This is a genomic window from Rhizobium redzepovicii (assembly GCF_019793435.1).
In the GTDB taxonomy this organism is placed as follows: domain Bacteria; phylum Pseudomonadota; class Alphaproteobacteria; order Rhizobiales; family Rhizobiaceae; genus Rhizobium; species Rhizobium redzepovicii.
Window position 1 is genome coordinate 151,274 of the sequence record NZ_JAILYH010000005.1, and the last position, 22,346, is coordinate 173,619.

The following is a 22,346-nucleotide window of genomic DNA, read 5'->3' on the forward strand; positions in this document are numbered from 1 at the left end:
GCAACCGGCCACGATGAGAAAGGGGTACGGCTCACAGATCCGTGCCGATCTCCTCCACATCGAACGGCGTCGTCTGGTAGATCTCGTTGATCCAGTTGCCGAACAAAAGATGCGCATGGCTGCGCCAGCGGTTCTGCGGCGCAAGCGCCGGATCATTATGCGGGAAATAGTTGTGCGGCATCTTGATCGGCACGCCAGCATTGACGTCGCGGAAATATTCGTCGGACAGCGAGGTGGAATCATATTCGACGTGGTTGAACATATAGAGCCGCCGGCCTCGCCTCTCGTGCACGAGGCAGACGCCCATCTCGCTGGATTCCATCAGGATCTCCAGCTTGTCCGATTTCTCGATATCGTCGCGGCGCACTTCGGTCCAGCGCGACACCGGCACCTCGAAATTGTCGGAAAAGCCGTTGAGATAGATCGACGCAGGCTTCAGGTTGCGGTGGCGGTAGACGCCGAAGGCCTTCTCCTTCAGCTCGTATTTCGGAACGCCGTGGAAATGATAGATCGCCGCCATCGCGCCCCAGCAGACGTTCATCGTCGAATGCACATTCGTTTCCGTCCAGTCGAGAATCTCCTGCATCTCCGGCCAATAGGTAACGTCCTCATAGGGCAAAAGCTCGATCGGCGCCCCGGTGATGATGAAGCCGTCGAATTTGCGGTGCTTCACCTCCTCCCAGGTCTGGTAGAAGGCAAGCAGGTGATCTTCGGAGGTGTTCTTCGCCTTGTGGCCGCCGATGCGGATCAGCGACAGCTCGACCTGCAGCGGCGAGGCGCCGACAAGGCGGGCCATCTGCAATTCGGTCTTGATCTTGTTCGGCATCAAGTTGAGCAGCCCGATCTGCAGCGGACGAATATCCTGACGGATCGCCAGCGTCTCGGTCATCACCCGTACACCCTCTTGAACGAGGGTTTCAAAGGCGGGCAGCGTGTCGGGGATCTTGATGGGCATTGCGGTCACTCGATCAAAAAACAAAAAACCGGCGGCGAAAAAAATCGCTACCGGTCCGCACGCGGCCCTTTAGCGAATTTTTTAACGTGGCTGCAAGCCGGCCGGCCAAATCACCACGGAACGCTTAAATAGACCCAGTCGAGCCACGAATCAACTGTCGAATGCATGCGGGAGCGACTCATGCAAGCATCATCACAGTTTAATGACTGATAGAATCTGTTGATAGACCGGTAACGCCACCATGTTAATAATGGTAAGCATGGGCGATGTTGGAAAAGCGTGATGGCAGATAAGACCGAGGGGAGGCCGGGCATCCGAAGGCAGGATAGGGTAGGCTATGATCTCAGCCTGACTGACCGCCTCGGGGTGATGTTCTCAGCATTCTGGAATTCGCAAGTGCGTGGCAAGGTGCTGTTTCTGGCGACCGTGCTGATCCTCGTCATCCTGGCGACGTCCTACGGCCAGGTCATCCTCAACAAGTGGAATGCACCCTTCTACGATTCGCTGGAGCGCCGCGACCTCGGTGAATTCTTCCACCAGCTCGAAATCTTCGCGATGATCGCCGGCACGCTGCTCCTGCTCAACGTGCTGCAGGCATGGCTGAATCAGATGACCGCGCTCTATATGCGCGAGGGCCTGTCGCGCGACCTCGTCGACCAGTGGTTGAAGCGCAAGCGGGCGTTGCGGCTCGCCTCCAGCGGCCTGATCGGCGTCAATCCGGACCAGCGGCTGCACGAGGATTCCCGCAACCTCGCCGAGAGCACGACAGGGCTCGTTCTCGGCCTGCTGCAGTCGACCATTCTTCTCGTAAGCTTCATCGGCGTACTCTGGGAGCTTTCCAGCGGCTTCATCTTCCACATCAGCGGCCACAGCTTCTCCATTCCCGGCTATATGGTCTGGGCGGCGATTTTCTACGCCGCTTCCGCCTCGGTGCTGAGCCAGGTCGTCGGCCGCAAGCTGGTAAAGCTCAATGCCGACCGCTTCTCGAAGGAGGCCGAGCTTCGCTTCACGCTGATGCATGCCAACGAGAACATGCCGGCGATCACGGTTGCCCGCGGCGAGGAGAACGAACGCCGGCGCATCAACACCGACATCAGCTCGGTGCTAAGGGTGGTCAAGCGGCTCGCCATGGCCAATACCAACCTCACCTGGGTTTCGGCCGGCTACGGCTGGCTGGTCATCGTCATTCCGATCATCGTCGCCGCACCGGCCTATTTCTCCGGCGGCCTCACCCTCGGTCAGCTGATGATGTCGGTCGGCGCCTTCAACCAAGTCAACACGGCGCTGCGCTGGTATGTCGCGAATTTCGGTCCGATCGCCGAATGGCGCGCCACACTGATGCGCGTCACCGATTTCCGCCAGGCGCTGCTCGACATGGAAGAGGAATTCGCCCTGAAAGACGGCATCGCCTATGAAAACACCGCGCCCGACACGCTGACATTGAAGGACGTGGTGATCGTCGCCAAGATCGGTGAAGACATCGACGAATGCGGCGGCTTCCGCCTGCGCGAAACCGATGTCGTGATCAAGGTAGGCGAAAAGATCATGATCAACGGCGATCACAGCGTCAACCGCAAGCTGCTGTTCCAGGCGATGGCCGGCCTCTGGCCGTGCGGCAGCGGCACGATGGGCCTGCCGCCGGTCGACGACATGCTGTTCGTCCCGCAGATCGCCTATATTCCCGGCGGTACGCTGCGTGAGGCGCTGGCCTTCCCCGAAAGCCCCGATGCCTATGACAAAGCCGCCGTCGAGGCAGCCCTCGACAAGGCCGGCCTGCATTCGCTGATATCAAGGCTCGATACCCGCGCCCGCTGGGACAAACTGCTCGATAGCGACGAACAGAAGGCAATCGGCTTCGCCCGTCTGCTTCTCGCCCGTCCGCGCTGGATCATTTTCGACGAAGTGCTGGAGGGCATGGAGCCGGAATGGCAGGAAACGATGGCCGGGCTGCTCACTTCCATGCCAGAGAGCGGCATGATCTATATCGGCCGTTCCGAAGCCTATCTCGAGGCATTGAAGCCGCGCGTGCTGCATCTGCAGGCGCTGCCGGCAAAATCCGAGGAACAGCAGCAGCAACAGCAGCAAGTCACCCGTACCGGCGCCAGCGCCGCCACCGGTGCTGCCGCCATGCCCGCGCCGGCACTGTAGAGCGCCGCGCCGACAGCCGCTACATACCTTTGAATTTCACGAATGGTCACATCGGCGGCGTGATACCGTTCAGGCCGACGGCCACCTGGCTGGCCGAAATGCTGCCGTCCGCCGCTTTCTCGCCGGTGACGATGACGCCGGCGCCGGCCTTCAGATCGTCCTTGGTCGCCGGCGCCAAGGTCACGATCGGTGTCGCATCGGCGATGGTGATCGTCTTTTCTTTGCCCTGATAGGTCAGCGTGACCGTATGGCCGTCGACGGATTTGACGGCATTGCTGACGGTCGCGTTGGTCATCTGGCTGTTCGGCTGCGCATCCCAGGGGCGGTTGCCCTCGCCGGTTCCCTTCATCGACGCCGGAAAGATCAGCACCTCGATCGCCCCATCCGGGCCGCTGCCTTTCGGGAGCGCGGCAACACCGACGAAATCGCCGGGCTTGATATCCTCGACCGACGCTTTTTTGATGCCACCGACTTTCCAACCGGCTTTCAGCGTGATCGTCTCATCGCCGCCTTCGCGCGTCTTGACGACGAGACTATCGCCGCTGAAGCTTTCAATGGCACCGCGAACGCGAATGCGGTTGCCATCCTGTGCCTGTGCGGCCTGCAAAGCGGCAAGCGCAGCGAGGCCGCCGGCCGCAAGTATCGTGAAAATTCTGGAATTAGGCTTGAGGGACATATGAGTTTTCCTTATCGCCATTGCGATCGGCATAGCCCAGCAGCGCCGCGCGTCTTTTCAACCGCACAGCAGACGCTGCAACACTTGGATTTTCTGCCGGACGGCACCTTATGCCGCGCAACGGCAGACTGGCCAATCAAGGAAAGGTGAGGCGGGTGGAGTTGGAAAGCCTCAGCCTTCCAGCTCTTCCCGCAGCATTTCGAGCTCCAGCCACTCCTCTTCCATCTTGGTGAGGCTGGCCCGCAGTTTCTCCATCTCGCTGGCAAGCCGGTTGAAGGCAGCGGCATCGCGCGTAAAGAGGTTGGGATCGGCCATCGCCTGTTCGCGTTTGGCGATCTCGGCTTCGGCTTTCGCCATCTCCTTCGGCAAATTGTCCAGCGCGAATTTCTGCTTGAAGGAGAGCTTGCTCTTCGAGCTTCCGCCGGAAGGTGCCGCCTCCTGGGGCTTCGGCTTCTCCGTCGCCTTCTCGGCCCGCTTGCGCTCGTCGATCGCGCCCTTGCGCTGCGCAAGCATGTCGGAATAGCCGCCGGCATATTCGATCCAGCGGCCATCAGGCGCATGCGGCACGGCGGGTGCAATCGTCGAGGTCACGGTGCGGTCGAGAAAATCGCGGTCGTGGCTGACGAGAATGACGGTGCCGGGAAAACCGGCGACGATCTCCTGCAGCAGATCGAGCGTTTCGATATCGAGATCGTTGGTCGGTTCGTCGAGGATCAACAGATTTGCAGGGCGCGAGAGAATACGCGCCAGCATCAGCCGGGCGCGCTCGCCGCCGGAGAGGCTTCTGATCGGCGTTCGCGCCTGCTCCGGCTGGAACAGGAACTCCTTCATATAGCCGGTGACATGGCGCTGTTCGCCGTTGACGAGCAGGTTTTCGCCGCGCCCATCCGTCAGGTAATTGGCGAGAGTATCCTCGGGATCGAGATCCTCGCGCTTCTGGTCGAGTGTCGCGATCTCCAGATTGGTGCCGAGCTTTATCGTGCCGCTATCCGGCGAAAGCTGCCCGGTCAGCATCTTCAACAGCGTCGTCTTGCCGGCGCCGTTCGGCCCGACCAGACCGATGCAATCGCCGCGATGCACGCGGATCGAGAAGGGCGTGACGATCGGCCGGTCGCCGAAGCTCTTGGTGATCTTGTCGGCCTCGATCACCAGCTTGCCGGATTCCTGCGCGTCCGAAGCCGTCGCCTGCACCGTTCCCTGCGGCCCCTTGTGGCCGCGATATTGCGAGCGCATCGTCTGCAACTCGCCGAGGCGGCGCATGTTGCGCTTGCGCCGCGCCGTGACGCCGTAACGCAGCCAGTGCTCCTCGCGCTCGATCGCCTTGCCGAGTTTATGCTGCTCCAGCTCTTCGGCTTCGAGCACCTGGTCGCGCCAGGCCTCGAAATGCGAAAATCCCCTGTCGAGCCGGCGCGAGGTGCCGCGGTCGAGCCAGACGGTTGCCGTCGAGACCTTTTCGAGGAAGCGCCGGTCGTGCGAGATCAGCACCAGGGCGCTGCGCGTCTTCTGCAGCTCGCCCTCCAGCCATTCGATTGTGGGAAGGTCGAGATGGTTGGTCGGCTCGTCGAGCAGGAGAATGTCGGGCTCCGGCGCCAGCACGCGGGCAAGTGCTGCGCGGCGCGATTCGCCGCCGGAAAGGGTGCTCGGATCTTCCTCGCCGGTCAGCCCGAGATGGGACAGCAGATAGGTGACGCGATATGGGTCGTCGCCCGGCCCGAGGCCGGCCTCGGCATAGGCCTGGACAGTGTTGAAACCAGCAAAATCGGGCGCCTGTTCGAGATAACGCACCGTCGAAGACGGATGACGGAAGACCTCGCCGGATTGCGCCTCGACCAGGCCGGCGGCGATCTTCAGAAGCGTCGATTTTCCCGAGCCGTTGCGCCCGACGAGACAGATTTTGTCGCCGGGCTCGATCTGCAGGCTGGCACCGGCCAGAAGCGGCGCGCCGCCGAAGCTCAGAAAGATATCGTCGAGTTTCAGAATGGGAGGGGCCAAAAATCAGACTCCGGAAAGATCATAGGGCCTGGCGAGCACAATCGCCCGGCCGCTGCGGAGCGAAAAGCAAACCTTGCCTTCCGCGACATTGGAAATGGTGCGCGACGAGCCGAAAGGCAGATGGAAATCGGCCAGCGGATAACGCGCATTGTCGATGCAAAGCCCGGTCAGCTCGCTGAACCCGAGCACGGAAAACAGGCTGGCCTTGGGAAGATGCAGCTCGATCGTTCCGGCAAGCAGCGGCACCGCCTCCTCCTTGCCCGAGGTCAGCAGCAGGTCGAAACCTTGTTCCGCCAGACTGACGGCCGACAGCAGATGCTGAAGCGCGTGGTCCGAGCGTTCGCCGCCAAGCGCACCGGCCAGGATCAGCCGCCGCGCACCCCGCGCGATTGCTTCCGACACGGCGATTTCGCCGTCCGTCGCCGCCTTTGCCGCGGGATAGGGCTGTTTCGGCACATCGGGAAAGGCGCCTTCGAGATCGGCCGGGGTCGAATCGAAATCGCCGACCCAGATCTCCGGCGTAATGCCAAGTGCCGCCGCATGCCGCATACCGCCATCGGCTGCGATGAAACGGCTGCCGCCGACGGCATGGCGCAGACGCTCCGTCAGGCTGAGTTCGCCGCCAAGGAGAATGGTAAAGGTGGATTGGCTCATGGGCATTGCCCTTAGCGCAAACGAGGGGTCGAGGGGAAGGGGCGCGGCTGGATCGGCCCCATTTGCCGTCTAGCGCCGCGCATCCAACAGGACGCGCCCGCGCTCATGTGAAAATGACGCTAGCCCGGCGTGTCCTTGTCGCGCGACTGGAAGACCGCCTCGTAGCCGCCGATGAAACGTTCGAACAATATGGCGAAGCGATCGACATCCTCCTCGGACCAGTCGGAGACGATCTCGGAGATGATCGCTAGTTTCTGCGCGACGATCTCGGCAAGCAGTTTCTGGCCGACCTCGGTCATGACGACGACAATCCGCCGGGCATCGGCCTGTGAAGCCTCGCGGCGCAGCACGTTACGCCCGACCATGTCGGCCACCACCCGGCTTGCCCGTGACGGATCGATGCGCAGCATCTCCGCGATCATGCCGACCGTGACTTCGCCGGCAGGCTGCGCCCTGCGCACAGCATCGAGCACATCGAGATGCGAAAGTTCGAGGCCCGGCGCGGCACTCTGGATCGCCAACCGGCCGATCAACCGCCGCCCGGTCATCAACCGCATGCGCCCCATGCTCCGGCCGATGCGTGGGACGTTTTTCTCATCCGGCGCAGCCGGTTCCGGGGAATTGGTCTTGGTCAGCACGTCATTCATAATCGGACCATATCAGAGCCGTTTCAGATTTTGAATATGCCGATGTCATTAATGTGCTATTGACAAATATATGCTGTCAGCACATAAAAAGCGGCCAACCCGGAACGATGCTCCCATGGACATGCAATTCGCGCCTCAGCCGCTCGTGACGGATCCTCGTCGCCGGCTTATCCTCTTCTTCTTCCTGATGACGGCCATGTTCATGGCGACGCTCGATAATCAGATCGTTTCGACGGCGCTGCCGACGATCGTCGGCGAATTCGGCCATCTCGAGCGTTTCGGCTGGATCGGCTCGGCCTATCTCCTGGCGCTCAGCGCCGTCATGCCGCTCTATGGCAAGCTCGGCGATCTCTTCGGCCGCAAATATGTGATGATGGCGGCGATCATGATTTTCACCGTCGGCTCGGCGGTCTGCGGCCTCGCGGTCTCGATGAACACGCTAATCGCCGCCCGCGTGCTGCAGGGTCTCGGCGGCGGCGGCATCATGGTGTCGATCTTCGCGGTCAATGCCGATTTGTTCGAGCCGCGCGAGCGGGCGCGTTACCAGAGCTATTCCAGCCTCGTGCTGATGGCGTCCGGCGCGATCGGTCCGGTGCTCGGCGGCACGATGAGCGACCTTTTCGGCTGGCGTTCGATTTTCCTCGTCAACGTGCCGATCGGCCTGATCGCGCTCGCCGGACTTGCCATGATGTTACCTTATCGCAAGCCGCATCGCCGCCCGAGGATCGATTATGCCGGTGCGCTGCTGCTCGCGCTGACGACAACCAGTATCGTGCTTGCCACTGACAGCAGCGAACTGTTCGGCGCATTGGTCTCGCCGCAGAGTATCGCCATCGTCGCCTTCGGCGTCGTCTGCGCCGTCACTTGGGTATTCGTCGAACGCCGCGCGCCGGAGCCGATCGTGCCGCTGGAGCTCTTTCGTAATTCGACCTTCAACCTGCTCCTGGTGATCTCGATTATGGGCGGCGCCATCGCCATCGGCATGGTCAATTACCTCGCGCTCTTTCTCCAGACCACCACCGGCCTTTCGCCCTCTGCCGCCGGCCTTCTCTTCATCCTTCTGACGGGCGGCCTCGTCTGCGGATCGCTGTCCGCAGGCCGCATCATCTCAAAGACGGGGCGCTACAAGCCCTTCGCCATTGCAAGCCTGACCTGCAGCGCCATCGCCTTCGCACTGATGTCGCAGATCCATGCGGGAACGCCGATCGCTTTCATCGGCGCGATCATGATGCTGCATGGTATCGGCATCGGCCTTGCCCAGCAGGTTCCCGTCATCGGCGTGCAGAATGCAGCGTCCGCCCGCGACGTCGGCGCCGCCACCGGTTCGGTGACGCTGTCGCGCATGGGAGGTGCGTCGATCGCTATCTCCATCTATGGCGCCATCATCGCCTCTCAGCTTAACAAGGTCGGCGTGTCCATTCCCGGTGTCGCTGATATCGAGCAGCTGACGCCGAAGATGATGGCTTCCCTTCCCGAAGCAAGCCGCCAGTCTGTCGCCGACCTCTATGCCGCCGCCTTCTCGCCGCTCTTCCTGACGGCCTGCGCCTTTGCGGTGATCGGCCTTGTGGCCGCTCTCATGCTGAAGCCTGTGCAACTGCCCCGCGCCGGCGAGACGATAAGACCACAACCGACGACGGCCGAAGCCGCGGAATAACGAATCGGGGCGGATACCTCATCGGAAGGCGTTCTTCTGGAACAGGACCATCAAGGATTGTAATTTTCCCGGCTGACTGCCCCCATCAGCTCGATTGCTTCAATCGGGCCGTTCTTTTTCCGCGCAGTCGACGAATCTCCGCTTTCTGACGGAACTTTCGCCATAATTTCATCCGAGCGAAGGGAGGCCTCAACGCCCGAGGCTTGCCAAAATGCAACGCCGCCACATTTAAGCAGAGTCTCGCTATGCAACCGATGCGTAAATCAGCTACAGCAAGGACTTGTATCGGCCGATTGTGCAGCGCGAGATCAGGGGTGGGCACCTGTTGAATTCCCCTTGCCACGGTCGGTGCCAATCTGCGGCGAACCGGCAAAATAGCGACATGATGCGGAGAACCAGACTGGAAAGCTTGACGACGTGGAAATCGCCCGCGCTTTCCAGTGATGCCATCTTCGCGCCCCGGCGCTTCGCGCGTCGCCTGATGCTGCTTTCGACCATCGCAATGGCGCTGAATGGCTGTCAAACGCTGATCGAGCAATCCTATCAGCCGAGCGTGTCGCCTTCTTCCAATCCGCAGATCGTCGACGAGGTGCAGAAGAACGACCCGCGCGCGGCAATGGGCGCCCGCGAACATCCGCGCATCGTCGCAAGCTACGGCGGCGAATACAAGGACGCCAAGACCGAGCGCCTCGTCGCCCGCATCGCCGGCGCGCTGACGGCGGTGTCGGAAAATCCGAGCCAGTCCTACCGCATCACCATCCTGAATTCACCGGCGATCAACGCCTTTGCGCTGCCGGGCGGCTATCTCTACGTCACCCGCGGCCTGCTCGCCCTTGCCAACGACGCCTCCGAGGTCGCCGCCGTGCTGTCGCACGAGATGGGCCATGTGACGGCGAACCACGGCATCGAGCGGCAGAAGCGCGAAGAGGCTGAGGTCATCGCCAGCCGCGTCGTCGCCGAGGTCCTTTCCAGCGATATCGCCGGCAAGCAGGCGCTAGCCCGCGGCAAACTGCGGCTCGCCGCCTTCTCCCGCCAGCAGGAATTGCAGGCCGATGTCATCGGCGTGCGCATGCTCGGCGAAGCCGGCTACGACCCCTATTCCGCTGCCCGCTTCCTCGATTCCATGGCGGCGTACAGCCGCTTCATGTCGGTCGATCCCGAAGCCGATCAAAGCCTCGACTTCCTGTCGAGCCATCCGAATTCCGCCCAGCGCATCGAGCTTGCCCGCACCCATGCGCGGGCCTTCGGCCAGGAAGGGTCGGTCGGCGACAAGGGCCGCGACTATTATCTCGACGGCATAGACGGCCTGCTCTACGGCGACAGCCCGGAGGAAGGCTATGTGCGCGGCCAGACCTTCCTGCATGGAGGCCTCGGCATCCGCTTTGACGTGCCACCGGATTTTCACATCGACAACAAGGTCGAAGCCGTGATGGCCACCGGCCCGAACGACATCGCTGTCCGCTTCGACGGCGTCGCCGACAATCAGAACCAGAGCCTCACCAACTATATCTCCAGCGGCTGGGTGACCGGCCTCGACCCGTCGACCATCCAGCCAGTCACCATCAACGGCATGGAAGCAGCCACAGCGCGTGCAAGCGCGGATCGCTGGGATTTCGACGTTACCGTGATCCGCAACAATTCGCAGATCTTCCGTTTCCTGACCGCCGTGCCGAAAGGCAGCGACGCCCTTGAGCCGACCGCCAATGTCCTGCGCGCAAGTTTCCGGCGCATGACGCCGGCGGAGGCAGCCTCGCTGAAGCCGCTGCGCATCCGTGTCGTCACCGTCCGACCGGGTGAAAACATCTCGACGCTCGCCGCCCGCATGATGGGCACCGATCGCAAACTCGATCTCTTCAAACTCATCAATGCCCTGCCCACGGGTGCAGCCGTTTCACCCGGCGATCGCGTCAAGATCATCGCCGAATAAAAAAACCCGGCTTACGCCGGGCGAGTCAGTGCTGCTGGAGGGGAACGAAGTTACGGCGCCGGGCGTCTTTCGACGCCCTCGGGACGCAGCAGAACTTTAAATCTAAGCATAGGCCGCCATGTGCGGATCGGCGTTGACCAGCGCGCTGCGGAGCTTCTCCATCGCCCGGCTTTCGATCTGCCGCACACGTTCCTTGGAAATACCGAGATCGGCGCCGAGTTCTTCGAGCGTGGCGCCGTCTTCCGCCAGACGCCGGGCGCTGATGATTTTCATCTCGCGTTCGTTGAGATGTTTCAGCGCCGAGGCGAGCCAGACGCGGCGGCGCTCGCCGTCGATCATGTTGGAAACCTGCTCATCCGGCAGGGGATCGTCGCTGACGAGGAAGTCCATCTTCTCTGCACTCTCGGCATCGCCGGAGACCGAAGGCGCCTGCAGCGAGGCGTCGTTGCCGGAAAGCCTGGCATCCATCGTCTGCACATCGGCGAGGCTGACGCCAAGCGCCGCGGCGATTTCCTGGTGAATGGATTGCAGCGTCAGCTGGGTGTCGCCCTTGGCGAGCTTGGCGCGCAGACGACGCAGATTGAAGAACAGCGCCTTCTGGGCCGAGCTCGTGCCGCCGCGCACGATCGACCAGTTGCGCAGGATATAATCCTGAATCGAAGCCCTGATCCACCAGCTTGCATAGGTCGAAAAACGCACATCGCGTTCCGGCTCGAAGCGGGCGGCCGCCTCGAGCAGGCCGACATAGCCCTCCTGCACAAGATCGCTCATTGGCAGGCCGAAATTGCGGAACTTGCCCGCCATCGATATGACGAGCCGCATATGGGCCATGGCGATCTGGTTGCGCGCGCCGCGGTCGTCGTGATCCTTCCAGCGGATGGCAAGATCGTGCTCTTCCTGACGGGCGAGGTAGGGGGCGGCCATCGCGATCTTGATCATGCGCCGGTCTGCAGACATGTTCTTCATTTCGATCTCCTGAAACAGGCCTCTCGCCCTAAATGAACAATAAAACGCACCTTCCGGAACATCGCGGTCCGGACTGAATGGGGGATCTGAATGCATAAAGGCCTCGCCCCTGGACTTTTCAGGGGGAGGCCCTATTTCTCATCATGGGCCGTTAAGACGGCCGGGCTGGACCTGTTTCTTCACCTTGCCGGATGGGCAATATTGAAAAGGCATGATCCGCTCCTCATCGAACATTGACGGAATAGCAGTTCGCCCGTCGAGGCACATTGCCCGGCGAGCAGTCCGCAATTACGTGTGTTAAACGCGGCAGCCGTGAAAAAGTTCCAATAAAAAACCCGGCTTGCACCGGGTTTTTTGACAAAGAAAAACAGGGTCGCCTTAAGCGGCTTCGTCCTGCGAATCGTCTTCTTCGATCGCCTTGCCGCGCTTCGGACCCTTGTTGAGATTGGTCTCGACGAGGCGGACGGCTTCGGTTTCCGACATCTTGTTGACGGCGGCGATTTCGCGCGCCATGCGGTCGAGTGCAGCCTCATAAAGCTGGCGCTCGGAATAGGACTGTTCAGGTTGGTTTTCGGCACGATAGAGATCGCGCACGACTTCAGCGATGGAAATCAGGTCGCCGGAATTGATCTTGGCATCGTATTCCTGGGCGCGGCGGGACCACATAGTGCGCTTGACGCGGGCCTTGCCCTGCACGACCTTCAATGCACGCTCGACGAAATCCGTTTCCGAAAGCTTGCGCATGCCGATGCTCATCGCCTTCGCGACCGGAACCTTCAGGCGCATCTTGTCCTTTTCGAAATCGATAACGAAAAGTTCGAGCTTCATGCCGGCAACTTCTTGCTCTTCAATAGCGGTGATGGTACCGACGCCGTGAGCGGGGTAGACGATCGATTCACCGGTCTTGAAGCCATGGCGTGCTGTGGAAGGCTTTTTCTGCTGAGTCGTCATTCTATTCAAAAACTCCCTGTTACGCTTCCGGCGGCGGCCGGAGCCGGGTCAGTCAGGCCCGGGTGAGACGGTAGAATCCGTCGGGTGACTTCACTCTGGTCCCATCGGGCAAAAGCAAAGAACTTCTTGCGCACGATCTTGGGACCCGGCGCTCAAAGCGTTGATATGTCACGGAAACCGCGTACGGATTTGGTTTTGCTTTCGTGATGGTTTTGGGCATGCGTCATGCCACAAATGGAACAGTAGACGAAACCTATCATAAAAATATGAGGAAATCAATAATTTGCTTCGCTTGAGTCATGCGGGCAACACATGTCCCCCATATTCCTCACGCAGCTTTTAAAACGTTTTACCCCACAGCCGCCTCAATCCGGCGGCCGATTATGGCCGCCGTCTCAATCGCCGGAACCGGGTTTTTCCGAGAAATACTTCTCGAACTTTCCGGTCTCGCCATCCATCTCCTTGGCCTCCGGCAACGGCTCCTTCTTGACCGTGATATTCGGCCAGATGGTGGCATATTCGGTGTTGATCTTCAGCCATTTGTCGAGGCCCGGCTCGGTATCCGGCTTGATCGCCTCGGCGGGACATTCAGGTTCGCAGACGCCGCAATCGATGCATTCGTCGGGGTGGATGACGAGGAAATTCTCGCCCTCGTAGAAGCAATCGACGGGGCAGACTTCCACGCAATCGGTGTATTTGCACTTGATGCAATTGTCGGTCACGACGTAGGTCATGAAGAACTCCAGGATTCCATGCTGATGGGGCCGGGCAACCTGGAACGTCGCGCCTATCCCCGTGCCGGAGGAAAAGCGTGGGCAGGCTTGGGAGGCAAGCACGCTTCCGGCAGGTTGTCAGTGACGTATCGGCTTTAACGCCGGATTTCAAGGATAAACGATCTGCAAAAGCCGCCACCGCGGGCAGAGTTTTCTAATCCTCGTCCGACATCAGCCTGTCGATTGCGCGTCGTTCCTTTTTGGTCGGCCGGCCGGTGCCGGTCGCCCGGATCGCCTGCTCGTAGGGGCTGAGGCGTTTTGCCTCATCCGGCGGCGGCGACAGGTCCTCGTAGAGCAGGCGGGCCTCCTCGTAAGGCCCCCGCCGCTCGCCGGCGAGTCGCATGACGAGAACGACGTCGCGCCGCTCCAGCGTCAGCTCGATACGGTCGCCCGGCTTGACCATCTGGCTCGGATGATTGCAGCGCTCGCCGTTGATACGCACATGGCCCGACTGGATATGGCTCTGCGCCAGCGAGCGCGACTTCACCATACGCGCGAAGAACAGCCACTTGTCGATGCGCTGGCGCGAACCGCTTGTCGGCTGTGTCTCCCCGCTCATGATTACTTCTTCATCTGCTCCTTGAGAGCCGCGAGCTTGGCGAAAGGCGAATCCGGATCGATCGGCTTCTCCTTGCGCGGCGGCTTGGCTTCGAAGCGCAGCGGCTGCGAACCGCCGCGGTTGTTGTTGCGATCGTTGCGGTCATTTCGCTCGCCGCGATCCTTGCGGTCCTGCCGGTCACCGCGTGGCTGGTCGCCCCGTGGCTGGTTGTTGCGGTCGCCTCTTGGCTGCTGCGGCCGGCCGCCATCGCGGTTGCCGCCGTCCTTGCCGCGGTTGTGACGATTATTGTCGCGGCCTTCGCCGCCGCGATTGCCATCGCCGCCTTCACCACCACCCGGCCGGCGATTGCGGTCGCCGCGTTCCTGGTTCTGGCCCCGCTCCTGGCCCTGGCCGCCACGGCGTTCGCCATGCCCGCCGCGCGCCTGGCGCTGATTGTCGTTGCGGCCGCCGAGACGCCACAGAAGAACCGGCTTCGGTTCCACCGGCTCGCCGGTTTCCTCGGAAGCGGACACCGCTTCCTCAGGCGCGGAAGCTTCATCAGGAGCAGATGTCTCGACCGCTTCATCAGGAGCCGCGGTTTTCACCGTTTCCGCCACCGGCGTGTCGACATCAGCAGAAGCTGCCTCGGCCACAGATGGCTCGGCGGCAGTTTCTTCCGTCGCGCCGTCGGCATCGTCGTGATCGGCCTTTTCAGCTGTATCGTCGGCAGGCGCTTCCGCGGCCGTTGCCGGCACTGAGGCCGCATCCTGCGTCGCAAGATGTGCCGATGCCTCTTCCGCCTTCACCGCATCGGCGCGATAGCCGAGACCCTTGAGGATTTCTTCCATGTCCTCGAGCGTCGCCCCGAGGATCGACAGCATCGCCGTCGTCGTCGTGAAGCGGCGGCCGTCATAGGCGCCCTCCGGCCGGTTGCTCTGACCGGGCTTCCACTGCAGCAGCGGCCGGATGATATCGGCAAGCCGCTCGAGGATGTCGATGCGCACGGCACGCTTGCCGAGGAAGCGGAAGCCGGCGAGCTTATAGAACATCCGCTCGAAACTTGGGTCGGTGACGACCGAGGTGCGGCCGGCGGCAAGCACCGGAATGAGATCGCCGTAGCCCGGCTTGTCCAAACCGTCGTTCTTCAGCGCCCAGAGCAGCGTGATGAGCTCGGCCGGCGCCGGCTTCAGAAGTGCCGGAACGAAAATATGGTAAGCGCCGAAACGCACGCCGTAGCGGCGCATCGAGGCGCGGGCCTCCTGATCGAGCGACTTGACCTCCTCGGTCACGTCACGGCGGAACAGCACGCCGAGGTTTTCGACGAGCTGGAACGCGAGCCCCTTTGCCAGACCCTGCAGGTCCTCGGCGCGCGACAGATCATCGAGCGGCTTCAGCACCGTGCTGATATGATGATTGACGAAGCGTTCGACACGGGCGGCGACATGATCGCGGGCATTGCCCGTCAACTGCTCGTCGGCCAGCAGAATCACCCGCGGACGCATGATGTGATCGCTGCCCGAAAGCCGCGCCACCGGGTCGCCGATCCAACGGATCAGGCCATCCGAACCGATCGCCAGGTCACTGTTGCCAGCGGCATGGATTCGAGCCGCACGGGCCTCGAATTCGAGCGCGAGCGCTTTCTGCGACGCAGCCTGAACCGCCTTGGCATCCGGTCCGTCCGTTCCCGCCACCGGCGTGAAGCGGAATCCGCTCAATTGCCCTACATGATGTCCTTCAACGAAGACATCGCCATTCACACTGATTTCAGCTTCCAGCATCGCATTCTCTCTCAGGCGCTTCATGAGCACAGATGTCCTGCGATCAACAAAGCGTTTCGTCAACCTTTCATGTAACGCGTCGGACAATCGATCTTCGATTTCCCGCGTCTTTTCCTGCCAGTGTGTCGGATCGGCAAGCCAACCAGGCCGATTCGAAACATAGGTCCAGGTTCTTATCTGCGCGATTCGCGCCGAAAGCGTGTCAATTTCCCCATCTGTCCGATCGGAGCGATGAACCTGTTCCGCGAGAAACTGCTCGTTCACCGTGCCATAGCGCACGAGATCGGAAAAGAGGGTCGAGATAAGATCGGCATGTTGTGCCGGGGTGATACGCCGATAGTCGGGAAGCGCGCAAGCCTCCCAGAGTTTTTCGACCCGGGCCGGCCTGTCGGCAAGGTTGATCACCTCGGGATAACGTGAAAGCTGTTCCAGCGCCTGCTGGTCGACCGCAGGCAGCGCCCGCGTCAACCCCGCTACGCGCGGTCCCGCCTCGAGGCTGGCGCGCAGCGCTTGGATCGAGGAGAAGTCCATTTCGGTGGTGCGCCACTGCAAAACCTTGACGTTGTCGAATTCATGCCCTTCGATGCGCTGTACCAGCTCCTCGTCCAGGGGCGAAACCTGTCCGGTGACGCCGAAGGTACCGTCGCGAACGTGCCGCCCGGCGCGTCCGGCGATCTGGCCGAGTTCGCCCGGATTGAGATTGCGAAACTGGTAGCCGTCGAACTTCCGGTCCTGGGCGAAGGCGACGTGATCGACATCGAGGTTGAGGCCCATGCCGATCGCATCGGTCGCCACCAGATATTCGACATCGCCCGCCTGATAAAGCGCCACCTGCGCATTGCGGGTGCGCGGGCTGAGCGCGCCGAGCACGACAGCCGCGCCGCCGCGCTGCCGGCGGATGAGTTCGGCGATCGCATAGACCTCGTCGGCCGAGAAGGCGACGATGGCCGAGCGCTGCGGCAGCCGGGTGATCTTCTTCTGCCCGGCATAGAAAAGATGCGAAAGCCGCGGCCGCTCGACGATCGTGATGCCGGGCAGGAGCTGCTGCAGGATCGGCTGCATCGTTGCCGCGCCGAGCAGCAGCGTTTCCTCGCGGCCGCGAAGATGCAGGATGCGGTCGGTGAAGATATGGCCGCGCTCAAGATCGCCGGCGAGCTGCACCTCGTCGATTGCGACGAAGGCGGCCTTGGTCTCACGCGGCATCGCCTCGACGGTGCAGACCGAAAAGCGCGCATTGGGCGGCGAAATCTTTTCCTCGCCGGTGACCAGCGCCACATTCTGCGCGCCGACCTTCTCCACCACCCGCGTATAGACCTCACGCGCCAGCAGCCTGAGCGGCAGGCCGATCACGCCGGTCCCGTGAGCGACCATGCGCTCGATGGCATAATGGGTCTTACCGGTATTGGTCGGCCCAAGCACCGCGGTCACACCGCGCCCGCTCAGAATCATCGGCTGCGAAGTCAGAGTCATGGTCCATGCAAATGAGGCGGGCAGCCCCCAGGAAAACAGTGCTCCCGCGACGGAAGCCAGAGAACACATGGACAGCCGCCGCCGCAAACGCAAGGGCAGATTTTAAAATGCTGCCGGGATTACGACCTTGGCGAGTCACGCGGACCGCCGGTATTTGCGATTCGGAACAGCGTGAGAACGAATCAGCGACGAATCGCTGACTCCCGATGATTCAGCTTTTGTTCACGGCTAAGTATTGATTTTGAATCACTTTTTCCCACTAGATGCTGAATCGTCTGACTCCCTCCGCTTGGCATTTTCGTCGCCGCCATCGGCGAATCCGGCCAGTGGCGAACAATCAAAAATTGCGCCTGAAATTAACCTCTCGACCAAAGCCGGAACGAATCGGCGACGAATCGCTGACCGCATCGTTTTCGCCTTTCGTTCACGGCCACATCTGGTGGCGAAACTCGGTCCATGCGCTATATGCGTATCGCCGATCGGCGTCCCCGTTCCGCCTTGTCCATCGGCATTAATCTTTCGGAAGCCGGATTCATATCCCGTTAAGCCGGGATGGTCGCCGGCGGCGCGCCGATCAAATACGGAACGAATCGCTGACGAATCGGCGACATCGGGACCTTCTCGCTTTGTTCACCGCAACATGTTGTATTTAAACGCCTTTTTAACCATACGGGCAGGTTTTCGATAGGGCGGGGGTCCCAGCGCGTCACATTTCCTGGCTTAACCGGGAACAAAAATCGCCAATGCGTGTTTCTGGTCCATTCAAATTGCGGATGAAATGAAGGAAACACACCATGCTTGGCACAATACTTCTTGTTATCCTCATTCTGCTCTTGATCGGAGCCTTGCCGAATTGGGGTTATAGCCGTGGCTGGGGCTATGGACCTTCTGGCGGTTTGGGGCTAGTTCTCGTGATTATCATTATCCTTGTACTCATGGGCCGCATCTAAAGGCCAACAAACCTGGGGAGTTACGACATGATGAAGAAGATTGTTCTTATTGGTGCGCTCGTCGGCGCCCTGGCATCCTGCACAGCGACCGAGCAGGGAACGGCGATCGGCGCCGGCACCGGCGCGGTCATCGGCGGTGCCGTGACCAACAGCTGGGGTGGTGCCGCCGTCGGCGCCGTTGCCGGCGGTCTGACCGGCGCTCTCATCGGCCAGTCGGTCGAACGCCGCGGCTACTGCGTCTATCGCGACCGCTACGGCCGCCGCTACGAGGCCCGTTGCCGCTACTGATCGGCAAAAGCATATCGGACTTCCCAACGGGCGCTTCGGCGCCCGTTTTTCTTTGATGGCCGCCTCCGTCAACGCGGCGTTGACGATCGGTCGCCAAAGCCAAACCTACCGACCTCCATCAGGCAGGTGCACATTTCCTTCATGAGCGCAGTGGGCAGGCGAATCCGCCCGGCGCATCTGAAAGGAACGCTTCCATGGGTCAGATTTTCCTGAATTCCGCTGTCGCCATTCTCATCGCCTTGGCTTTCCTCACAAGCGCGATTTCAGCTCTTCGCGGCCAGGATCGCTCGCCGCAGCGCGTGCCGGTCAAGATTCCGCCACGGCGTCACCAAAACACCGGCGGCCGTTCCTGATGTCCGCACGGCGGGCATCCATACAAAGAGCGATAGCGCGTCCGGCAAGACGCGCTATCGCTTTCAAGTCGATTCCGATTTCCGGGGCCGGTTAGACGAAGAACTGCCCGCCATTGGCGGTCAGCGTCGAGCCGGTGATGAAGCCGGCATCGTCGGAGGCGAGGAAGGTAACGCAGCGCGCAATTTCCTCAGGCTCGCCGAGACGCCCGACGGGAATCTGCGGAATGATACGTTCGTTCAGCACCTTCTCCGGCACGGCGAGCACCATCTCGGTTCCGATGTAACCGGGGCAGATGGCATTGACGGTGATGTTCTTGGCCGCCCCTTCCTGGGCCAGCGCCTTGGTGAAGCCGAGATCGCCGGCTTTGGCCGCCGAATAGTTCGCCTGACCCATCTGCCCCTTCTGGCCGTTGATCGACGAAATATTGACGATGCGGCCGAAGCTGCGGTCACGCATGCCGGTCCAGACCTGATGCGTCATGTTGAACAGGCCGGTGAGGTTGGTATTGATCACCTCGTGCCACTGCTGCGGCGTCATCTTGTGGAACATCGCGTCGCGGGTGATGCCGGCATTGTTGACGAGCACTTCCACCGGCCCGATCTCGCTTTCGATCCGGGCGATCCCCTCGCCGCAGGCGGCGTAATCCGAAACATCCCATTTGAACACCGGCACGCCGGTGGCGTCGTGGAAGGCTTTGGCCTTCTCGTCGTTGCCGGCATAATTGGCGGCAACCCTGTATCCGGCGTTTTTCAGCGCCACGGATATGGCCGCACCAATGCCGCGCGTACCCCCGGTGACCACAGCCACTCTGCTCATGTTCCGCTCCCCTTTTGTTTTCGCCCCGCTCTGGCGGGATTTTTCAATCAATGACGGATCGTATGCTGTTTAAAGTGCTTCGAAGCACATGGCGACACCCATGCCGCCACCGATGCAAAGCGTGGCCAGCCCCTTCTTGGCGCCGCGGCGCTTCATTTCGAACAACAGCGTATTGAGAACGCGCGCGCCGGAAGCGCCGATCGGATGGCCGATCGCGATCGCCCCGCCGTTGACGTTGACGATCGCAGGATCCCATCCGAGATCCTTGGTGACGGCGCAGGCCTGCGCCGCGAAAGCCTCGTTGGCTTCGACGAGATCGAGATCGCCGACCGACCAGCCGGCCTTTTCGAGCGCCTTGCGCGACGCCGGGATCGGGCCGGTGCCCATGATCGAAGGATCGACGCCGGCGGTCGCCCAAGAGACGATGCGGGCGAGCGGCTGGATACCGCGACGGACCGCCTCCGCTTCGCTCATCAGCACCGCGGCAGCGGCGCCGTCGTTGAGGCCGGAAGCATTCGCTGCCGTCACCGTGCCCTCCTTGTCGAAGGCCGGGCGCAGCTTACCCATCGCCTCCAGCGTGGCGCCATGACGGATATATTCGTCGGCATCGACCGTAACGTCGCCCTTACGCGTCTGAATGATGTAGGGGATGATCTCGTCGGCAAAGCGGCCGGCCTTCTGCGCCGCCTCCGCCTTGTTCTGCGAGGCGACGGCGAACTGATCCTGCTCGTCACGCGAAAGCTGCCACTGACGCGCGATATTCTCGGCGGTGATGCCCATGTGGTAGCCGTGGAACGCATCGGTCAGGCCGTCCTTGATCATGGTGTCGACCATCTTGGCGTCGCCCATCTTGACGCCGCCGCGCAAGTGCATGGCATGCGGTGCCATCGACATGGATTCCTGGCCGCCGGCAACGATGATCTTGGCGTCGCCGGTGGCGATCTGCTGCATGCCGAGCGCGACGGCGCGCAGACCCGAACCGCAGAGCTGGTTGACGCCCCAGGCTGTCGCCTCCTTCGGAATGCCGGCTTTTATCGCCGCCTGGCGCGCCGGGTTCTGGCCCTCGCCTGCAGCGAGCACCTGACCGAGGATCACCTCATCCACTTCGCCGGCATCGACGCCGGCGCGCGCGAGCGCACCCTTGATGACGGCCGCGCCGAGCTCATGCGCCGGAACCGTTGCGAAAGCGCCGTTGAACGAGCCGACGGCCGTTCGACCTGCACTGGCGATGACGATGGATGAATTGCTCATGGGGACGCTCCTCGTTTTCGTCTCACTTACATAAGAGGAAACTGGCAAAGCTTGGAGCGCAAGTCAAACGCGAAGACCGGCCGGGGTCATTTTTCGGCACGAACGCGAAAGCCCGAATTCATCTGCTCTGTGAAAGGTTTGCCGCATCGCACAAAGAGATTGTCACCGGCCTTCTTTTGCGTTTACAGTCTGAAGTGGAGGAATATCCATAATTCAGACGGGGGTCCAGGAGACTGATATGGCGAAGCATGAGGGTCAGATAGTCATCAAGAAATACGCCAATCGCCGCCTATACAATACAGGCACCAGCACCTACGTCACGCTGGAAGACCTGGCGGAGATGGTGAAGAAGGGCGAAGAATTTACCGTCCAGGATGCAAAAAGCGGAGATGACATCACTCATTCGGTGCTGACCCAGATTATCTTCGAGCAGGAATCGAAGACCGGCAACACGCTTCTCCCGATCTCCTTCCTGCGCCAGCTCATCACCTATTACGGAGACCAGATGCAGATGGTCGTGCCGAGCTTTCTCGAACATTCGATGCGCGCCTTCAGCGAACAGCAATCCCAGATGCGCGAGCAGGTAAACCGGGCCTTCGGTGAAACGCCGCTCGGCAAGAACCTGCAACTGCCGATGCAGATGGTCGAGGACCAGGTTCGCCGCAACACCGAGCTGTTTCAGCAGGCGATGCAGATGTTCTCGCCCTTCATGACGCCGCCGGCCAAGGAAAGCCGCAAGGCCGAGGCCAAGGATATCGATGAGCTGAAGGAACAGCTCCGCGCCCTTCAGAACAAACTCGACAACCTATAATCCGATCGAGACATCCCGTCCGGCGCTCCGGATCGACACGGCAAACCCGCCAATCACATCGATCAGAGCGATCGTCATCAAAATGAAGAAGACCTGCGTTGCAGCATCTCGGACGAGCAGAAACTCGACCAGGAAGGCGATGAAAACCAGCATCGACAATATGTGGTTGATGAGGTTGCCGGGACCCGTTCTGGTCGCTTTCAGGATTTCGAAGAACAGCACGACGAGCGCGATGACGATGAAAAGATCGCCGAGCGCCATGCTCCAGATCGCGCCTGATATCATCGACAACACGATGACGTCATGCTGCAGCGCCGGAATACCGCCCTCGCCCATCAGGCCGAGCATCGCCAGGTTGTAGAGAACGAACGGGATAATCATCAGCGGCATTGCAGCTATCATCGGCAATCTCCTTGGCGGCTGGAAGAATACTGCCGCAAAGCATTGCCCCACCGCAAGTCATTGCAAATATTATATCGCTGAATATGAAAAGGCCGGCGTGACGCCGGCCTTTAAGCGTTCGATCGGACGAGCCTAATCGGAAATTATGCGCTTTCCTTCGGCGTCAGAACCTGGCGGCCGCGATACATGCCGGTCTTCAGGTCGATGTGATGCGGACGGCGAAGTTCGCCGGAGTTCTTGTCTTCGACATAGGTCGGAGCCTTCAGCGCATCAGCCGAACGGCGCATCCCGCGCTTGGACGGGCTTGTTTTTCTCTTCGGTACAGCCATTTCTATTACTCCACTT

Annotated in this window: 21 protein-coding genes and 1 riboswitch; of the genes, 7 read left to right on the top strand and 14 right to left on the bottom strand. The window is 61.1% G+C overall.

Annotated elements, in window-relative coordinates; genetic code table 11:
- Positions 1 to 31: 31 nt before the first annotated feature.
- Positions 32 to 955 (bottom strand): homoserine O-acetyltransferase MetA, encoded by a 924-nt coding sequence (gene metA / locus K6N12_RS09750; RefSeq protein WP_097625003.1) that lies wholly within the window; start codon positions 953 to 955, stop codon positions 32 to 34.
- A 49-nt stretch (positions 956 to 1,004) separates the two neighbouring features.
- Positions 1,005 to 1,082, bottom strand: a riboswitch (SAM riboswitch).
- Positions 1,083 to 1,237: 155 nt separating this feature from the next.
- Between metA and K6N12_RS09755 the strand changes: the two genes are divergently transcribed.
- A complete protein-coding gene (locus K6N12_RS09755) occupies positions 1,238 to 3,103 on the top strand; it encodes an ABC transporter ATP-binding protein/permease (RefSeq protein WP_097625004.1) in 1,866 nt (621 codons plus the stop codon).
- Between the two features lie 46 nt (positions 3,104 to 3,149).
- Here the strand turns inward: K6N12_RS09755 and K6N12_RS09760 are convergent, their stop codons facing one another.
- The 4 genes from K6N12_RS09760 to K6N12_RS09775 all read right to left on the bottom strand — a co-directional run bounded on the left by K6N12_RS09760 (position 3,150) and on the right by K6N12_RS09775 (position 7,072).
- Entirely contained in the window at positions 3,150 to 3,779 is a 630-nt protein-coding gene (locus tag K6N12_RS09760; protein ID WP_097625005.1) for a DUF5666 domain-containing protein, read from the bottom strand.
- 171 nt (positions 3,780 to 3,950) lie between these two features.
- A complete protein-coding gene (locus K6N12_RS09765; protein ID WP_097625006.1) occupies positions 3,951 to 5,771 on the bottom strand; it encodes an ABC-F family ATP-binding cassette domain-containing protein in 1,821 nt (606 codons plus the stop codon).
- 3 nt (positions 5,772 to 5,774) lie between these two features.
- Positions 5,775 to 6,431, bottom strand: coding sequence for a thiamine diphosphokinase (locus K6N12_RS09770; protein WP_179867093.1), 657 nt, complete (start codon positions 6,429 to 6,431; stop codon positions 5,775 to 5,777).
- 113 nt (positions 6,432 to 6,544) lie between these two features.
- Positions 6,545 to 7,072, bottom strand: coding sequence for a MarR family winged helix-turn-helix transcriptional regulator (locus K6N12_RS09775; protein ID WP_097625008.1), 528 nt, complete (start codon positions 7,070 to 7,072; stop codon positions 6,545 to 6,547).
- Positions 7,073 to 7,187: 115 nt separating this feature from the next.
- Here K6N12_RS09775 and K6N12_RS09780 point away from each other — a divergent pair, with 115 nt between their 5' ends.
- Both K6N12_RS09780 and K6N12_RS09785 read left to right on the top strand, forming a co-directional pair.
- Positions 7,188 to 8,726 (top strand): MDR family MFS transporter, encoded by a 1,539-nt coding sequence (locus K6N12_RS09780; protein WP_097625009.1) that lies wholly within the window; start codon positions 7,188 to 7,190, stop codon positions 8,724 to 8,726.
- 382 nt (positions 8,727 to 9,108) lie between these two features.
- Positions 9,109 to 10,653 (top strand): M48 family metalloprotease, encoded by a 1,545-nt coding sequence (locus K6N12_RS09785; protein ID WP_097625010.1) that lies wholly within the window; start codon positions 9,109 to 9,111, stop codon positions 10,651 to 10,653.
- Positions 10,654 to 10,755: 102 nt separating this feature from the next.
- On the opposite strand, the gene K6N12_RS09790 is transcribed toward K6N12_RS09785, so the two are convergent.
- From K6N12_RS09790 to K6N12_RS09810, 5 genes are all read right to left on the bottom strand, one after another.
- Positions 10,756 to 11,619, bottom strand: coding sequence for an RNA polymerase factor sigma-32 (locus K6N12_RS09790; protein ID WP_097625011.1), 864 nt, complete (start codon positions 11,617 to 11,619; stop codon positions 10,756 to 10,758).
- 378 nt (positions 11,620 to 11,997) lie between these two features.
- Entirely contained in the window at positions 11,998 to 12,570 is a 573-nt protein-coding gene (locus K6N12_RS09795; protein WP_003543775.1) for a CarD family transcriptional regulator, read from the bottom strand.
- Between the two features lie 395 nt (positions 12,571 to 12,965).
- Entirely contained in the window at positions 12,966 to 13,304 is a 339-nt protein-coding gene (fdxA, locus tag K6N12_RS09800) for a ferredoxin FdxA (protein ID WP_007632346.1), read from the bottom strand.
- A gap of 193 nt (positions 13,305 to 13,497) precedes the next feature.
- Positions 13,498 to 13,902, bottom strand: a complete 405-nt coding sequence (locus tag K6N12_RS09805; RefSeq protein ID WP_097625012.1) for an RNA-binding S4 domain-containing protein — start codon at positions 13,900 to 13,902, stop codon at positions 13,498 to 13,500.
- Between the two features lie 2 nt (positions 13,903 to 13,904).
- A complete protein-coding gene (locus K6N12_RS09810; RefSeq protein ID WP_222148805.1) occupies positions 13,905 to 17,129 on the bottom strand; it encodes a helicase-related protein in 3,225 nt (1,074 codons plus the stop codon).
- A 794-nt stretch (positions 17,130 to 17,923) separates the two neighbouring features.
- Here K6N12_RS09810 and K6N12_RS09815 point away from each other — a divergent pair.
- The 3 genes from K6N12_RS09815 (at position 17,924) to K6N12_RS09825 (ending at position 18,720) form a co-directional block, all read left to right on the top strand.
- Positions 17,924 to 18,079 carry a DUF3309 family protein gene (locus K6N12_RS09815; protein WP_003543790.1) on the top strand — a complete coding sequence of 52 codons (156 nt, stop codon included), beginning with the start codon at positions 17,924 to 17,926 and terminating at the stop codon, positions 18,077 to 18,079.
- 27 nt (positions 18,080 to 18,106) lie between these two features.
- Positions 18,107 to 18,367: a YMGG-like glycine zipper-containing protein gene (locus tag K6N12_RS09820; RefSeq protein WP_003543792.1), complete on the top strand. Its 261-nt coding sequence runs from the start codon at positions 18,107 to 18,109 to the stop codon at positions 18,365 to 18,367.
- Positions 18,368 to 18,561: 194 nt separating this feature from the next.
- Positions 18,562 to 18,720, top strand: a complete 159-nt coding sequence (locus K6N12_RS09825; RefSeq protein WP_165503890.1) for a hypothetical protein — start codon at positions 18,562 to 18,564, stop codon at positions 18,718 to 18,720.
- Positions 18,721 to 18,811: 91 nt separating this feature from the next.
- On the opposite strand, the gene phbB is transcribed toward K6N12_RS09825, so the two are convergent.
- Positions 18,812 to 19,537 (bottom strand): beta-ketoacyl-ACP reductase, encoded by a 726-nt coding sequence (gene phbB / locus K6N12_RS09830; RefSeq protein ID WP_012559314.1) that lies wholly within the window; start codon positions 19,535 to 19,537, stop codon positions 18,812 to 18,814.
- A 69-nt stretch (positions 19,538 to 19,606) separates the two neighbouring features.
- A complete protein-coding gene (locus K6N12_RS09835; protein ID WP_097625013.1) occupies positions 19,607 to 20,788 on the bottom strand; it encodes an acetyl-CoA C-acetyltransferase in 1,182 nt (393 codons plus the stop codon).
- 238 nt (positions 20,789 to 21,026) lie between these two features.
- Between K6N12_RS09835 and phaR the strand changes: the two genes are divergently transcribed.
- Complete coding sequence (gene phaR / locus K6N12_RS09840; RefSeq protein ID WP_003583046.1) at positions 21,027 to 21,599, top strand: polyhydroxyalkanoate synthesis repressor PhaR; 573 nt, start codon at positions 21,027 to 21,029, stop codon at positions 21,597 to 21,599.
- On the opposite strand, the gene K6N12_RS09845 is transcribed toward phaR, so the two are convergent.
- Complete coding sequence (locus K6N12_RS09845; RefSeq protein WP_003589652.1) at positions 21,594 to 22,001, bottom strand: hypothetical protein; 408 nt, start codon at positions 21,999 to 22,001, stop codon at positions 21,594 to 21,596. The genes phaR and K6N12_RS09845 overlap by 6 nt on opposite strands.
- A 143-nt stretch (positions 22,002 to 22,144) precedes the next feature.
- Positions 22,145 to 22,330, bottom strand: coding sequence for a 50S ribosomal protein L32 (rpmF, locus tag K6N12_RS09850; RefSeq protein WP_003543812.1), 186 nt, complete (start codon positions 22,328 to 22,330; stop codon positions 22,145 to 22,147).
- Between the last annotated feature and the right edge of the window lie 16 nt (positions 22,331 to 22,346).